This is a genomic window from Enterobacter sp. 168J2, assembly GCF_034107265.1.
GTDB classification, from domain to species: Bacteria; Pseudomonadota; Gammaproteobacteria; order Enterobacterales; family Enterobacteriaceae; genus Enterobacter; species Enterobacter nematophilus.
The window spans coordinates 307,456-321,122 of record NZ_JAWNEB010000001.1; the positions used below are offsets into that span (position 1 = coordinate 307,456).

The 13,667-nt window shown below is 55.4% G+C and carries 14 protein-coding genes; 7 read left to right on the forward strand and 7 right to left on the reverse strand.

Annotation, left to right across the window (positions count from 1 at the left end):
* Window positions 1-52: 52 nt before the first annotated feature.
* The 5 genes from artM to USG84_RS01490 form a co-directional block, all read right to left on the reverse strand.
* Entirely contained in the window at window positions 53-721 is a 669-nt protein-coding gene (gene artM / locus USG84_RS01470) for an arginine ABC transporter permease ArtM (RefSeq protein WP_032639161.1), read from the reverse strand.
* Window positions 721-1,437, reverse strand: a complete 717-nt coding sequence (gene artQ / locus USG84_RS01475) for an arginine ABC transporter permease ArtQ (RefSeq protein WP_061098743.1) — start codon at window positions 1,435-1,437, stop codon at window positions 721-723. Before artQ ends, artM begins: the two co-directional genes overlap by 1 nt.
* A gap of 6 nt (window positions 1,438-1,443) precedes the next feature.
* A complete protein-coding gene (gene artI, locus USG84_RS01480; RefSeq protein ID WP_008500032.1) occupies window positions 1,444-2,175 on the reverse strand; it encodes an arginine ABC transporter substrate-binding protein ArtI in 732 nt (243 codons plus the stop codon).
* Window positions 2,176-2,194: 19 nt separating this feature from the next.
* Entirely contained in the window at window positions 2,195-2,923 is a 729-nt protein-coding gene (artP, locus tag USG84_RS01485) for an arginine ABC transporter ATP-binding protein ArtP (RefSeq protein WP_021240921.1), read from the reverse strand.
* Window positions 2,924-3,149: 226 nt separating this feature from the next.
* Window positions 3,150-3,668, reverse strand: coding sequence for a lipoprotein (locus tag USG84_RS01490; protein ID WP_061098742.1), 519 nt, complete (start codon window positions 3,666-3,668; stop codon window positions 3,150-3,152).
* A 97-nt stretch (window positions 3,669-3,765) separates the two neighbouring features.
* Between USG84_RS01490 and USG84_RS01495 the strand changes: the two genes are divergently transcribed.
* The 3 genes from USG84_RS01495 to USG84_RS01505 all read left to right on the forward strand — a co-directional run bounded on the left by USG84_RS01495 (window position 3,766) and on the right by USG84_RS01505 (window position 5,812).
* Window positions 3,766-4,089 carry a heavy metal-binding domain-containing protein gene (locus USG84_RS01495; protein WP_151412805.1) on the forward strand — a complete coding sequence of 108 codons (324 nt, stop codon included), beginning with the start codon at window positions 3,766-3,768 and terminating at the stop codon, window positions 4,087-4,089.
* Window positions 4,086-4,916 carry an N-acetylmuramoyl-L-alanine amidase gene (locus tag USG84_RS01500; RefSeq protein ID WP_151412806.1) on the forward strand — a complete coding sequence of 277 codons (831 nt, stop codon included), beginning with the start codon at window positions 4,086-4,088 and terminating at the stop codon, window positions 4,914-4,916. Before USG84_RS01495 ends, USG84_RS01500 begins: the two co-directional genes overlap by 4 nt.
* 272 nt (window positions 4,917-5,188) lie before the next feature.
* On the forward strand, window positions 5,189-5,812 hold the full coding sequence (locus tag USG84_RS01505; RefSeq protein WP_061098739.1) for a helix-turn-helix domain-containing protein: 624 nt from the start codon (window positions 5,189-5,191) through the stop codon (window positions 5,810-5,812).
* Here USG84_RS01505 and USG84_RS01510 read toward each other — a convergent pair whose 3' ends face one another.
* Both USG84_RS01510 and USG84_RS01515 read right to left on the reverse strand, forming a co-directional pair.
* Entirely contained in the window at window positions 5,813-6,439 is a 627-nt protein-coding gene (locus tag USG84_RS01510) for a hypothetical protein (protein WP_253541363.1), read from the reverse strand. It abuts the gene before it with no gap.
* The gene (locus USG84_RS01515; RefSeq protein ID WP_151412807.1) at window positions 6,439-7,995 is read right to left on the reverse strand and encodes an ExeA family protein; all 1,557 of its coding nucleotides are present in this window, start codon (window positions 7,993-7,995) and stop codon (window positions 6,439-6,441) included. Before USG84_RS01515 ends, USG84_RS01510 begins: the two co-directional genes overlap by 1 nt.
* A gap of 300 nt (window positions 7,996-8,295) precedes the next feature.
* On the opposite strand from USG84_RS01515, the gene gspC reads away from it, so the two are divergent.
* Genes gspC through gspF form a run of 4 tightly spaced genes read left to right on the forward strand, consistent with a single transcriptional unit; the run spans window position 8,296 to window position 13,664 of the window.
* On the forward strand, window positions 8,296-9,027 hold the full coding sequence (gene gspC / locus USG84_RS01520; RefSeq protein ID WP_253541365.1) for a type II secretion system protein GspC: 732 nt from the start codon (window positions 8,296-8,298) through the stop codon (window positions 9,025-9,027).
* A 13-nt stretch (window positions 9,028-9,040) separates the two neighbouring features.
* Window positions 9,041-10,963 carry a type II secretion system secretin GspD gene (gene gspD / locus USG84_RS01525; RefSeq protein ID WP_061098735.1) on the forward strand — a complete coding sequence of 641 codons (1,923 nt, stop codon included), beginning with the start codon at window positions 9,041-9,043 and terminating at the stop codon, window positions 10,961-10,963.
* Between the two features lie 14 nt (window positions 10,964-10,977).
* Window positions 10,978-12,456, forward strand: a complete 1,479-nt coding sequence (gene gspE / locus USG84_RS01530) for a type II secretion system ATPase GspE (RefSeq protein ID WP_006809432.1) — start codon at window positions 10,978-10,980, stop codon at window positions 12,454-12,456.
* Window positions 12,456-13,664, forward strand: coding sequence for a type II secretion system inner membrane protein GspF (gspF, locus tag USG84_RS01535; protein WP_151412808.1), 1,209 nt, complete (start codon window positions 12,456-12,458; stop codon window positions 13,662-13,664). Before gspE ends, gspF begins: the two co-directional genes overlap by 1 nt.
* The last annotated feature ends 3 nt before the right edge of the window (window positions 13,665-13,667 follow it).

Genomic DNA, 13,667 nt, shown 5'->3' on the forward strand with positions numbered 1-13,667 from the left:
ATAAGCCATCAGGTTATCCGCTCTGGTCATTACGATTTATGCACTCTTGTGATTAATTTCTGCGCTCAAACGCTAACGCCTTACGCTCAATCAGGCGCATCATCAGCGTGAGCAGACCGTTCACCACCAGATAGACCACGCCTGCCGCGCCGAACACCATCACGTCATAGGTGCGTCCGTACAGCAGCTGCCCGTGGCCCATCACCTCCATCAGGGTGATGGTGTAGGCCAGAGAGGTACTCTTGAACACCAGCACCACTTCGTTGGAGTAAGAGGAGAGTGCGCGCTTAAAGGCGTACGGCAGCAGGATCGCCAGCGTGTCTTTCTTGCTCATGCCCAGCGCCCCGCAGGACTGCCATTGTCCTTCCGGAATGGCGCGGATCGCCCCGTAAAACAGCTGGGTGGTATAGGCCGCGCTGTTCAGCGAAAGGGCAATCAGGGCGCACAGCCACGGCTCAGAGAGCAGGTGCCAGATAACCGGATACTCCTGCAGCGACGGGAACTGTCCCGGGCCGTAGTAAATCAGGAAGATCTGCACCAGCAGCGGCGTACCGGTAAACAGGGTGATGTAGCCGCGCACGACCCACACCAGCACCGGCGTTTTCAGCGTCAGGATGATGGTGAAGATGAGCGCCAGGATCAGCGCCACGATAATGGACGCCACGGTCAGCGTCAGGCTGGTGTGCAGCCCTTTCATCAGCTCCGGAAAATATTCAAGCATCAGCCTGGTCTCCGTTCAAAGCGCGTCGCACGCAGGTCAATACGCTTGAGGATGTACTGACTGAGCAACGTGATCACCAGGTAGATAGCCGCCGCCACGATGTACCAGGTAAACGGCTCCTGAGTGCGGGTGGCGATACTTTTGGTTTGCAGCATCAAATCGTTCACGCTGATCAGGCTCACCAGCGCGGTATCTTTCAGCAATACCAGCCACTGGTTGCCCAGCCCCGGCAGGGCGTGGCGCCACATCTGCGGCATCACCAGACGGAAGAAGATGGCTGCTTTCGACATGCCCAGCGCCTGACCGGATTCCCACTGCCCCTGCGGTACGGCCTTCAGCGCGCCGCGCAGGGTTTGCGACGCGTACGCGGAGTAGAGCAGGGAGAGGGCAATCACGCCGCAGAGGAACGGGCTGACGTCAAAGTTTTCAATCTGCATCTGCACCGGGATCTGCGCAAAGCCAAGATTGATGGTGAAGCCGTCCGACAGCGTAAGCAGCAGCTGGGAGGAGCCGAAATAGATGAACAGGACCACCAGAATTTCCGGTAGCCCACGCAGCACGGTGACCAGCGCGGAGCCCGCCCAGGCGACGGGGAACCATTTTGCTGATTCCCACACCGCAAAGAACATCGCCAGCACCAGGCCGATAATCAGTGCGCAAACGGCAAGGCCGACGGTCATCCCGGCGGCGCTTGCTAAAGGAAAAATTTCATTCATCAGGAATTACTTCTGGAACCATTTTTTGTAGATGGTTTCGTAGGTGCCGTCTTTCTTCACTTTTTCCAGCGCAGCGTTGAATTTCTGCTGCAGCTCGGTGTTGCCCTGACGAACGGCAATCCCCAGACCGGTACCGAAGTAGTCCTTATCGGTCACTTTGTCGCCCACTGGCGCCAGTTTGTCGTTGGCTTTCAGCCACTCGGTCACCACAGCGGTATCACCAAATACGCCGTCGATACGGCCATTCTGTAGATCTAGCTTCGCGTTCTGGTAGCTGTCGTACGGAACGGTGGTGATTTCCGGATGTTTATCCATGATGAATTTCTGGTGCGTGGTGCCGTTCTGCACGCCTACCTTTTTGCCTTTCAGCTGATCGACAGAGGTGAATTTACCTTTCTGACCAATGAACAGGGCGGAGTTGTCGTAGTAAGGGGTGGTGAACAGCACCTGCTTTTCACGCTCAGGGGTGATGTCCATACCGGCCATGACGGCGTCGATGCGGCGGAACTTCAGGCTTGGGATCAGGCTGTCGAACGCCTGGTTGCTGAAGGTACAGGTTGCGTCGATCTCTTTACACAGGGCGTTTGCCAGGTCTACGTCGAAGCCAACAATTTTGTTGTTCGCATCAATGGACTCAAACGGAGGGTAAGAGGCTTCCGTGGCGAAACGAATGGTCTGGGCTGCGGTAGCGGAAAGGGTAACGCCAGCAAGCAGCACGGCAAGTAATACTTTTTTCATTATATTTCCCCTGACACAATCAATGAGATAAATAGTTTTTGAAGGCATCGGTTTGCGGGTTCGCGAAGCAGCTCGCGTCACCTTGCTCAACGATATACCCGTTTTCCATGTAGACCACACGGCTGGCGGTTTTACGCGCCACTTCCACTTCGTGGGTAACGATGACCTGCGTGATATTGGTTTCCGCCAGCTCGCGAATAATGCTGACGATCTGGGCGGTGATTTCCGGGTCCAGCGCCGCGGTCGGTTCATCAAACAGCAGTACCGCGGGCTCCATCATCAGCGCGCGGGCAATCGCCACACGCTGCTGCTGACCGCCTGAGAGGTGCAGCGGATAGCGGTCGCTGTAGGGCTTAAGGCGCAGACGCTCCAGCAGCTTTTCGGCGCGCGTGATGGCCTGATCTTTACTTAACCCCAGCACGCGGCACGGGGCTTCAATCAGGTTTTGCAGCACCGTCAGGTGCGGCCAGAGATTGTATTGCTGGAAGACCATGCCGACGTTTTGACGCAGCTCGCGAATCGCTTTATCTGACGGGGTTTTCGCGAAATCAAAATGGTTACCGGCGATAGCCAGCGTACCGGAACGGGGCATTTCAAGCAGATTAAGGACGCGCAGAAGGGAGCTTTTGCCTGCACCGCTTGGGCCAAGTAAAACCAGCGTTTCGCCTTCCGGGCAGTTCAGCGTGATGTCAAACAGCGCCTGGTGTGCGCCGTAGAAGCAGTTAATGCCGTTTAGTTTAATACTCATCGGGGCAGTCTTTACTCATCCAGGCAATCTATAGCAATTGAGGCCGCAGATAGTACCGTTGACAGAATAGTTATGCAATATTTCTGCGTTAAAAGTTAAATATAACCCGCATTTCCTCTTAAACATAGCACAAAATAGCGAACGGCAAGGTCGGCGAGTATAAATGTCGGCATTCCGCATGAAATGCCGGACATTTTACGGGGGTAACATTTTTATCACTGATGATTTAGCGGTTCTCAATCGACTGGCGCAGCGTGCCTGCCGGGGCATGAACGCTGCCGCCGATATAGCGCACGTCGTCCACCGCCCAGCACTGGCCTTCACGGATCATCAGCACTTCATCCTGCCAGGTCTGGGTGCCCTGGGTCAGCTTCACGCGCAGCGGAATGTTCCGCGCATCGGTGTTCGGGATGGTTGACGCGCTGGCCACCTCGGCGCTGTCCGGCAGCGTGGCGCGGCTGGAGAACGGATCGGATTTCAGCAGGGCGTTATGCTGCGGATCGCGGGTGGCATCGTTGAGCAGTTTTGCCAGATTATCGCTCAGGTACGGGCGCAGGGCGGTCAGGTCATTTCCGCGATGCTGAATGCGGTAATCATAAAATTGTTGCGCCACGGCGTCCGGGCCGCCCTCTATACAAGGGCCGCTGCGGGTACCGATATCCTTAAAGGCTGGCGTGACCGTGGTGGTACAGGCGCTGAGCACCAGCGCGCAGGGCACCAAAAGCGTTAAAGCAGAGTAGCGCATGTTGATTTCCTTATTTATTAACTATCCTTTCAATCATAGCGTAACGAACCGATAATGCTGTTGCTAACGCATTGAACGCTAAAGAAGGAGAGAAAGTATGCAGTTTTCAACAACGCCAACCCTGGAAGGGCAACCTATTACCGAGTACTGCGGCGTGGTCACCGGCGAAGCGATTCTGGGCGCGAACATTTTCCGGGATTTCTTTGCCGGCATTCGTGACATCGTCGGTGGACGCTCCGGCGCGTACGAAAAAGAGCTGCGTAAAGCGCGCGAAATTGCGTTTAAGGAGCTGGGCGAGCAGGCAAAAGCGCTGGGCGCAGATGCCGTTGTAGGAATCGATATTGATTATGAAACCGTCGGCAAAGATTCGAGCATGCTGATGGTGAGCGTAAGCGGCACGGCGGTGAAAACCCGTCGATGAAGCGTTCGCTTTCAACGCTCCTGCTGGCGATGTTGCTGGCAGGATGCGCCCAGGAAAAAGGCATCGTTGATAAAGGTGCCTACGAGCTTGATACCCGCCATCAGGCGCAGGCGGCCTACCCGCGCATCAAGGTGCTGGTGATCCACTACACCGCCGACGACTTCGATACCTCGCTTGCGACCTTAACCGACAAAAACGTCAGCTCGCATTATCTGATCCCCGCGAAGCCGCCCACGCCGGACGGCAAGCCGCGAATCTGGCAGCTGGTGCCGGAGAGCGAGCTGGCCTGGCATGCGGGCATTAGCTTCTGGCGCGGCACTAACCGTATTAATGACACGTCTGTCGGCATTGAGCTGGAAAATCGCGGCTGGCAGAAAACGGCCGGGGTGAAACATTTTACGCCGTTCGAGCCTGCGCAGATTGCAGCGCTGGTGCCGCTCGCGAAAGACATCATTGCCCGCTATAGCATCAGGCCTGAAAACGTGGTGGCCCATTCGGACATTGCGCCACAGCGCAAGGACGATCCTGGCCCGCTGTTCCCTTGGCGGGAGCTGGCTCAGCAGGGGATAGGCGCATGGCCCGACCCCGCGCGCGTGGCTTTCTATATAAACGGACGGCCGCGCTTTCAGCAGGTAGATACCGCCGCGTTACTCGATTTACTCGCGCGCTACGGCTATGAGGTGCCGGTAAACAGCACCCCGGCGCAGCAGAAACGCATCATCATGGCATTCCAGATGCACTTCAGGCCTGACCTGTGGAACGGCATCGCCGATGTTGAAACGATGGCCATTGCCGAAGCGCTATTAGAAAAATACGGGCAGGGGTAATCCTTCGGAATACCCCCGAATGAGTAGTTTTTCCTGAAAACCCTTCAGATTAATCTTAAGTACAAACTCAATTCATTTTTAGTTAATTGACTTAAAATTATCCGCATTTAAGATAGACACATAGCTTGCTAACTAATGCAGCAGATAAATATATCGCATTCAGCTTTTATTTTTCTCCTTGAGAACTTCTTCAGCAAAATATTCTGAGGGTAAGGCTTTCTTTTGCCTTATTCCTGTAAATTAAAATTTCATATCTTAAATCGGGTATAACAATGTTAAGCATCTACGCAAAAAAATTACGTCCGCAACATGAAATGGAAGCCATTATTTCTGCAACCTCAGGTTTTGAAGAAAAAACCTTAAAGAAATGGCAAAAAATATCCACATCTGATTCGCAATATATTCATATTATCGTCAGCGGCGAAGTGGAATTCCGACGCGAATCCGACGAGCTGTGCATGTTCACGGTAACGGGCCAGTGCATCTTTGGTCTCTCGTCGATGTACTACAACGCAACCCATATGTACGGACTGGTTCGCGCCAACACCGTGGTGCGTTCAATCAAAAAAGAGGTCTTCGCGCAGCTGATGACCGACAACAATTTATGGCCTCAACTGACCAAAGTTCTCTCCTGGTACATCTGCATGCTGAGCAAACGCGACGATGTCCTGGTTGCCCGCAGCGCTTATTCTGTCGTACGTGAATTTTTGTACGAAATTAACGATCTGATTGTTCATCATCAGCGCGATATCAATATTTATGATTATATTCAGGAATACACCAACCTGGCGCGCAGTACCATTATTAAAATTCTCTCCGACCTGAAAAAAGGGGAGTACATTGTCGTCGAGAAGGGTCGACTCCTTAACCTGACAACATTGCCTGAAAAATATTAACTACTCCAGCCGGTCTCCTTTCTTACTCAAAGGAGGCCGGGAGTCTACTTTCTGTAATGCACCTTTCTGCGAATTATCCTGCGTTTCGTCAATCGGCGGCGCGGGAATTTTTCCTTGCGAATAATCTTGCTCTTGTTCTTTTAATGCCTGCTTAAATAACTCGGTTATTGAGGCATCGTCACCGCCTGCGCTGGCGGGTACCGCATCGTGCGCTTCGGTTCCGGGTAAAGTATCCCGCGACGTATCGTGCGGCACGCCGCCGTCAGGTGCCTGCTGCCAGTCGGCATCATCGCTGATGATGGGCAGATCCTGCATGGCCGGAACATCCGCGTGCACCGGCGCGGGTTTTGGATGCGGACGCGGGAAAGGCTTACTCACATACACGTAGTGCATATCTGAAAGCTGCGTTTCGGGTTTCGCGACGCTCGCTTTAACCGGTTCCGGCGCCGGATGGCGCAGGTTCCAGTAAACGTGCGCGTATAGCCCTGCCATGACCATGGCGCACAGGCCTAACGCCCACAAAAAGGTATTTCCAAAGATTTTTCTCAGGCTTGGGACGCGGTATGAAAACCAGACCGCCTCCCCGGTGACGTAGCTGCGCTGAGCCGCAAGACAAATGGTAGACATTAGGAATGCTTCTCCTGCGTTTTGGCGTCTGGTGTGGCCTGCAGCAATACGCTCGGCGTGGTATGCGTTTCACGCATCAGATGCATCAGCGTGTCTTCCCCCGGAATACCGTCCACGTGCAGATGCATTTTTTGCTGGAACTCGCGGGTGCGTTTCATCATCTCCGCCGTCCAGGTTTGTGAATGGGTTTCAGGCTCGGCAAGCGCCAGGCTCAGCTGCTGATCCAGCCAGCCCAACTCTTTTGCATCGCTGGCGGCGCTGATGGCGTCTTTACCTTCCGGCGTCAGGCGGTGCAGCTGGGTATAGTTTCCGGTCGCATGCTGGTTAAACCAGCGGCGGCTTACCTGCCAGGTGCGGTTGTTCATCAGCAGGTCGATAGAGGTATCCCCAACGCGGGCGACCACGGCGTAGTTAAGATGGTCACCGGTTTTAAGTTCACTGACCCACGGATAACCCTCTCGTGCCAGCGCATCCGGCGAGGCGTTGCCCTGTTTACACATCAGGTTCACCTTGGCGGCGTTTTGGCACAGAGCGTCATCCGCCGAGGCGTCATACCCCCACATCAGGTAAAGCTGATGCATCGCATCCGGCTGATTAACCATTTCTTTGTCGATAACCGGCACCGCGGGCGCCTCAACTTTTGGCGCCTGCTGTTTCCAGCTGACGGGCACCGGCAGCTGAACCGGAAGTTTTGCGGTGATCGAGGAGGTCAAATACCAGCCGCAGGCGGCGAACAGCACGGAAGCGAACAGTCCCACGGTTGCCAGGCGCTTACCGTGTTTTTTCGCAGGAAGGATCTCTCCGGCCGCCAGGCGTAAATGACGCGGGCTGACCTGTAGTGCACGTTCAGTCCAGGCGGCCAGCATCGACAGGTGTGCCAGTTCATTCAGCTTGCTGATATTCCCCTTGGTCAGCGCGTGCATCTTGCGCACGCGCGCCGGGGTGAGCGGCGAGTTCTCGCACCCGTGCTCTTCACACTGCGCCTGGACATAGCTGAGAAATTCCCGGCAGGTCAGGGGGCGTAGCGTGTGGCGGGTATGCGCATATTCACGCAGTTCAGACTGCTGCATCAAAACGGCGTCCAGATCCGTCGTGCCCATCAGCACCACGGCCAGGCGAAACTCCAGCTCCTGGGCGCGTGCAAGCAGCATGCCCAGCACCTCGTGGCAGCTCTCTTTCATGGCTTCGGCATGGTTAATCACCAGCACTTTCGCTTTGGCTTTCCCGCTCTGCCACTGCTGTAGCACGGCATCCACCGCCTGAATTCGGTTCTTGTTCTCTTTCGTTCCCGGGTTGAGCTTGTACAGCAGGCTACTGGCGCTCAGTTTTGGAAACGCGTTGATGGCAAGCACGCCAGGCATCGTGGATTTCAGCGCATGGCTGAACTGACCTGACAAACGGGCGTCGTCACAAAAGAGACCGCTCACGCCCGCCCGTTGGGTTTTCTCTTTCAGCAGGTTAAACACGTCCTGATGATAGGGCACCAGAAAATCCCCGGTTGAACGGATAATCTCCCTGAACGGCGGGTTTTTAAAATGAAAGTGGCTCTGATACATAACGACTTACCGTCTCTGATTAGGAATAGCAACAGGACGAGAAAGTAAAGTAACGCTACAGGGTGGTCAATTTGCGCGCAGGGTAAAAATATCCACCGGGCCACGCCTAACATCTGGATTTTATACGGTCAATATTTTTCTTTATGAAAGTTAGCGGCAAAGTCAGTGGTCGCATTTACAGCAGCTAATTACTATTTTCTCACATATTGGCGCAGCACGACGCTGCTTATTTTCGCTTTGTTAAAGGCCAGATGAAAAATGAGGTTCTCATTTCTGTCACGGTGGATAACGCCCTGCATTATGTTTGCGCTGTTAATTTTTTGCGGCCAGCAAGGCTATCTGACGTTTAAAGATTATAAAAAAGTTACGAATAAGTTGGCTAAATCTGATGAACAGCCGCTGAAAAATCGCCGTGAAGAAAAAAAATTCACCCTTTTCACGGCTGCGGTGCGTCAGGACAACTTACCGACTGCGACGAAAGCCCCGCTGGCAGCGGAGATAGAAGGTATCGTGCGCAGCGATGACGCCTGGCTTTCCTTCGCGGTGATCAAAACGCCGGGAGGTCAGAAGAGCTACCGTGAAGGTGAGCCGCTGACCGGTTTTAACGATGCCTTTATTCAGGAAATTAACAAAGACAATGTGGTGGTTAATTACGAAGGTGCTACGCAGGTACTGGCTTTAAATAAGCCTGACTATTTTAAGGGCGGCGTTGACAGCGGCCCGGTAACCAAATCGACGAAAGATGCGGGCGCGGAAAGCGTGCATCTGGATGATTATCTGGTGCTCAAACCGTTAATCGAAAAAGGCCAGCTGGAAGGCTACAACATCAATCCAAGGAACGCCTCGTCGTTCTATAGCCATTCCGGGCTACAAAAAGGCGACGTGGCAGTAGAAGTCAATTCTGTCGATATGACCGATGAAGCAAAGGCAAAAAGTATTATTGCCAGCTGGTCGAAGATGAAAGAAGCGGAGGTCGTCGTCAGACGTCACGCTCACCTTGAAAATATTCGGGTCAATGTTCTAAACAATTAACAAGTGTACAGACATGAAGAAATTTCCTTGGGCGTGCGTGGCGCTGACCGCATTGTCGTTATATTCCGGTTCGCTGCTTGCAGCCAACTTTAGCGCGAGCTTTAAAAATACCGATATCCGCGAGTTTATCGATACGGTAGGCCGCAATCTGAACAAAACCATTCTCGTCGACCCGTCCGTTCAGGGCACGGTGTCGGTCAGAACCTATAACGTGCTGACGGAAGATGAGTATTACCAGTTTTTCCTGAGCGTGCTGGATCTGTACGGTCTGTCGGTGATCCCGATGGACAACGGTATGGTGAAAGTGGTGCGCTCAAGCGTCGCCCGCACCGCGGGTGCGCCGCTGGCCGACAGCAAAAATCCGGGCAAAGGCGATGAGATTATCACTCGCGTGGTGCGCATGGAAAATGTGCCGGTGCGCGAACTTGCCCCGCTGCTGCGTCAGCTGAACGATGCCAGCGGTATCGGTAACGTGGTCCACTTCGAACCGTCCAACGTGCTGCTGTTAACCGGTAAAGCCTCGGTGGTTAACCGCCTGGTAGACCTGGTGCAGCGCGTCGATAAAAACGGTATTCAGCGTCGCGAAATCGTGCCGCTGCGTTTTGCTTCCGCCAAAGATCTGTCGGATATGCTGAACAACCTCAGCAACGAGGAGCAGAAAGGGCAGAATGCGCCGCAGCTGGCCACCAAAGTGGTGGCCGATGACGAAACCAACAGCCTGGTGATCAGCGGCCCGGAAGACGCGCGCGCGCGTACCCGTTCCCTTATTCATCAGCTGGATCGTGAGCAGAACAACGAGGGGAACACCCGCGTCTTCTATCTCAAATATGCCAGCGCCACCAAAGTGGTTCCGGTCCTCACCGGGATTGGCGAGCAGCTGAAAGACAAGCCGGGCACCTCTAAAGCGAAAACCGCGAGCGCCTCAACGGATCTGAATATTACCGCCGACGAGTCAACCAACTCCCTGGTGATCACCGCGCAGCCTAACGTGATGAACTCCCTGGAGAAGGTGATCGACAAGCTGGATATTCGTCGTCCGCAGGTTCTTGTGGAAGCGATCATTGCTGAAGTGCAGGACGGCAACGGTCTGGATCTTGGCGTGCAGTGGACCGGCAAGCACGGCGGCGTGCAGTTCGGCTCCACCGGTCTGCCAATCAGCCAGATTAAAAACGGCACCATGAAAGGGGCGAGCTTCACCGGCCTGGCGACCGGCTTCTTTAACGGTGATTTTGGCGCCCTGATGACCGCGCTCTCTACCGACGGTAAAAATGACATTCTCTCCACGCCAAGCGTGGTTACGCTGGATAACAAAGAGGCGTCGTTTAACGTCGGTCAGGACGTGCCGGTCCTTTCCGGTTCGCAGACCACCAGCGGCGACAACGTCTTTAACTCCGTTGAGCGTAAGACCGTCGGTACCAAGCTGAAAATTGTGCCGCAAATCAACGATGGCGACATGATCCACCTCAAAATTGAGCAGGAAGTGTCCAGCGTAGACAACAGCGCGACGGAAGACGCCAGCCTCGGCCCAACCTTTAACACCCGCACCATCAATAACGAAGTGATGGTGCACAGCGGCCAGACGGTGGTGCTTGGCGGCTTGATGGAAAACGTCACTAAGCAGTCGGTTTCGAAAGTGCCGCTGCTGGGGGATATCCCGCTGGTCGGGCAACTGTTCCGCTACACCTCGCAGGATACGTCCAAACGCAACCTGATGGTGTTTATCCATACCACCGTCCTGCGCGACGACGAAAACTACAGCGCGGCGTCGAAAGAGAAATATGACCAGATCCGCGTTCGCCAGATGCAGCGCGTGGAGGAGAAAAAGCTCGGCATTCTTGAACCGGCGGATAACGCCATTCTGCCCGCGTTTCCTTCTGCCAGCACCAGCGCCGCACCGGTGAAAACCAGCGCGACGCGCAATCCGTTTAAAGAGTAAGGCGGAGGGATAACGTGGACGAACTGAGTAAAACGCTGTGTAGCAGCAGCTACGCAAAAGATAACGGCGTGCTGTTCTACAACAATGACGTCTATATCCGTGATGACACCCCGGCATTTGCACTGCTGGAGGTGCGCCGGGTGCTGGGACGCGCGTTCGTCCCGGTCACCCTGACGCCGGAAGCCTTCGACGAGATGCTGGCTAAAATCTGGCAGCAGAGCAGCGGCGTGTCGCAGCAGCTGGTGGACGACATGGACGCGGACATCGACCTGATGGCGTTAACCGAGGAGATCCCGGATAACGAAGATCTGCTCGATAACGACGAAAACTCGCCGGTGATCCGCCTCATCAACGCCATTCTCGGCGAGGCGGTAAAGGACGGCGCGTCGGATATTCATATCGAAACCTTCGAGCGCACGCTGAGCATTCGCTTCCGCGTCGACGGCGTGCTGCGTCCCGTGCTGCAGCCCGCGCGCAAGCTCGCGCCGCTGCTGGTGTCGCGTATCAAGGTCATGTCAAAGCTGGACATCGCCGAGAAGCGTCTGCCGCAGGATGGCCGTATCTCCCTGCGCATTGGCCGCAAGGCGATTGACGTGCGCGTCTCGACCATTCCGTCCCAGTACGGCGAGCGCGTGGTCATGCGTCTGCTCGACAAAAGCAATTTAAAGCCCGACATCAACAAGCTGGGCCTGATTGATGAAGAGCTGGAGAAGTTGAAAGGGCTGATTGACCGCCCGCACGGCATTATCCTGGTCACCGGGCCGACAGGCTCCGGTAAAAGTACCACCCTGTACGCCATTCTTTCGGCGCTGAACGGCCACGAGCGCAACATCCTCACCGTAGAAGACCCGATCGAATACGAGCTGGAAGGGGTGGGGCAGACGCAGGTTAACCCGCGCGTGGACATGACCTTTGCCCGCGGGCTGCGCGCCATTCTGCGTCAGGACCCGGACGTGGTGATGATCGGGGAAATTCGTGACGGCGAAACCGCGCAAATTGCGGTGCAGGCGTCGCTTACCGGTCACCTGGTCATGTCTACGCTGCACACCAACAGCGCCGCAGGGGCGATAACCCGCCTGCGGGACATGGGGCTGGAGTCCTTTTTAATCGGTTCATCGTTGCTCGGTGTCATTGCCCAGCGTCTGGTGCGTCGGCTGTGCACGCACTGCCGGACCACCAGTCCGCTGGACGCCAATGAAAAAGCGCTGTTCAGCTTTATGGACGCGCCGCCGAAAGCAATCTACCGCGCGGTAGGCTGTGAACACTGCCGCCAGAGCGGCTACCAGGGCCGGGCCGGTATTCATGAGTTCCTGGTGGTGGACAGCACCATGCGCCGCGCCATTCATGAAGATAAAGACGAAATGTCCATCGAAACGCAGCTCTTTAAGCAGGCCTACAGCCTGCGTGAAAACGGGCTGCTGAAGGTGATTAGCGGCGTGACCTCTCTTGAAGAGGTGATGCGCGTCACCGCCGAGCGTGGGGGGGATGCGTAATGGCCTTCTACGCCTGGACGGCGACGGATGCCGCGGGGAAAACCCAGCGCGGCACGCTGCAGGCCGAGGGGCAAAAGCAGGTTCGCCAGATGTTGCGCGAGCAAAAGCTGATGCCCGTCAGCATCGCCGAAACCCGCGAGGCGGCGGCATCCGGCAAAGCGAAAACCGGGGCTAAGCTCTCGACGCCGGTGCTGTCGATGTTTACCCGCCAACTCTCGACGCTGGTTAACGCCGCGCTGCCCCTGGAGAGCGCGCTGAAAGCGATTTCGAAGCAGACGGAAGACAAAAAGCTGGCGGCGATGGTCGTGGAAATTCGCGAGAAGGTGGTGGAAGGGCACACGCTGTTCGACGCCTTCAGCCAGTTCCCACGCACCTTCGACAAGCTCTACTGCACCCTGGTGATGGCCGGTGAAAAGACCGGCCACCTGGGCGACGTGCTGGAGAAGCTGGCGGAGTACAACGAGCAGCGCCAGAAGATGAAAAGCAAGCTGACGCAGGCGATGGTCTACCCGATCACCCTGACGGTGGTGGCCATCGCGGTCATCAGCATCCTGCTGGTGGCGGTGGTGCCGCAGGTGATTGAGCAGTTCACCCACATGAAGCAGCAGCTGCCGATCACCACCCGCACGCTGATTGCGGTGAGCGATTTCCTGCAGGCGTACGGCATCTATATTGTGGGCATCCTGGGGGGCGGCTTTATTGGCTTAAAAACCTGGCTCAGGAACGCCAAAAACCGCTTTCGCTGGAACAGCTGGCTGGTGAACGGCTCGCCGATTAAAAAGCTGGTGTGCGCCATCAACAGCGCCCGCTATATCCGCACCCTGAGCATTTTGCAGGCCAGCAGCGTGCCGCTGCTGGAGGGGATGTACATCGCGATGGACGGTATCGAAAACCTCTACGCCCGGCAGGTGCTGGAGCAGGCGGCGGATACCGTGCGCCAGGGGGCATCCCTGTATGCGGCGCTGGAACAGGCGAAATTATTCCCGCCGACCATGCTGTATATGATTGCCTCCGGCGAAGAGAGCGGGGAATTAGGCAATTTAATGGACCGCGCGGCGGAAAACCAGGAATCGGCATTACAGCATCGCATTACATTAACGCTGTCGGTATTTGAACCGGCGCTGGTGGTATCCATGGCAACGATTGTTTTATTCATCGTACTGTCAATATTACAACCGCTTCTGCAACTTAATAATATGGTAGGTTAAATC

Excerpts from the sequence above, each read along its gene's own strand:
- artM (WP_032639161.1), bottom strand. The coding sequence starts at position 721 with ATGCTTGAATATTTTCCGGAGCTGATGAAAGGGCTGCACACCAGCCTG.
- artQ (WP_061098743.1), bottom strand. The coding sequence starts at position 1,437 with ATGAATGAAATTTTTCCTTTAGCAAGCGCCGCCGGGATGACCGTCGGC.
- artI (WP_008500032.1), bottom strand. The coding sequence starts at position 2,175 with ATGAAAAAAGTATTACTTGCCGTGCTGCTTGCTGGCGTTACCCTTTCC.
- artP (WP_021240921.1), bottom strand. The coding sequence starts at position 2,923 with ATGAGTATTAAACTAAACGGCATTAACTGCTTCTACGGCGCACACCAG.
- USG84_RS01490 (WP_061098742.1), bottom strand. The coding sequence starts at position 3,668 with ATGCGCTACTCTGCTTTAACGCTTTTGGTGCCCTGCGCGCTGGTGCTC.
- USG84_RS01495 (WP_151412805.1), top strand. The coding sequence starts at position 3,766 with ATGCAGTTTTCAACAACGCCAACCCTGGAAGGGCAACCTATTACCGAG.
- USG84_RS01500 (WP_151412806.1), top strand. The coding sequence starts at position 4,086 with ATGAAGCGTTCGCTTTCAACGCTCCTGCTGGCGATGTTGCTGGCAGGA.
- USG84_RS01505 (WP_061098739.1), top strand. The coding sequence starts at position 5,189 with ATGTTAAGCATCTACGCAAAAAAATTACGTCCGCAACATGAAATGGAA.
- USG84_RS01510 (WP_253541363.1), bottom strand. The coding sequence starts at position 6,439 with ATGTCTACCATTTGTCTTGCGGCTCAGCGCAGCTACGTCACCGGGGAG.
- USG84_RS01515 (WP_151412807.1), bottom strand. The coding sequence starts at position 7,995 with ATGTATCAGAGCCACTTTCATTTTAAAAACCCGCCGTTCAGGGAGATT.
- gspC (WP_253541365.1), top strand. The coding sequence starts at position 8,296 with ATGTTTGCGCTGTTAATTTTTTGCGGCCAGCAAGGCTATCTGACGTTT.
- gspD (WP_061098735.1), top strand. The coding sequence starts at position 9,041 with ATGAAGAAATTTCCTTGGGCGTGCGTGGCGCTGACCGCATTGTCGTTA.
- gspF (WP_151412808.1), top strand. The coding sequence starts at position 12,456 with ATGGCCTTCTACGCCTGGACGGCGACGGATGCCGCGGGGAAAACCCAG.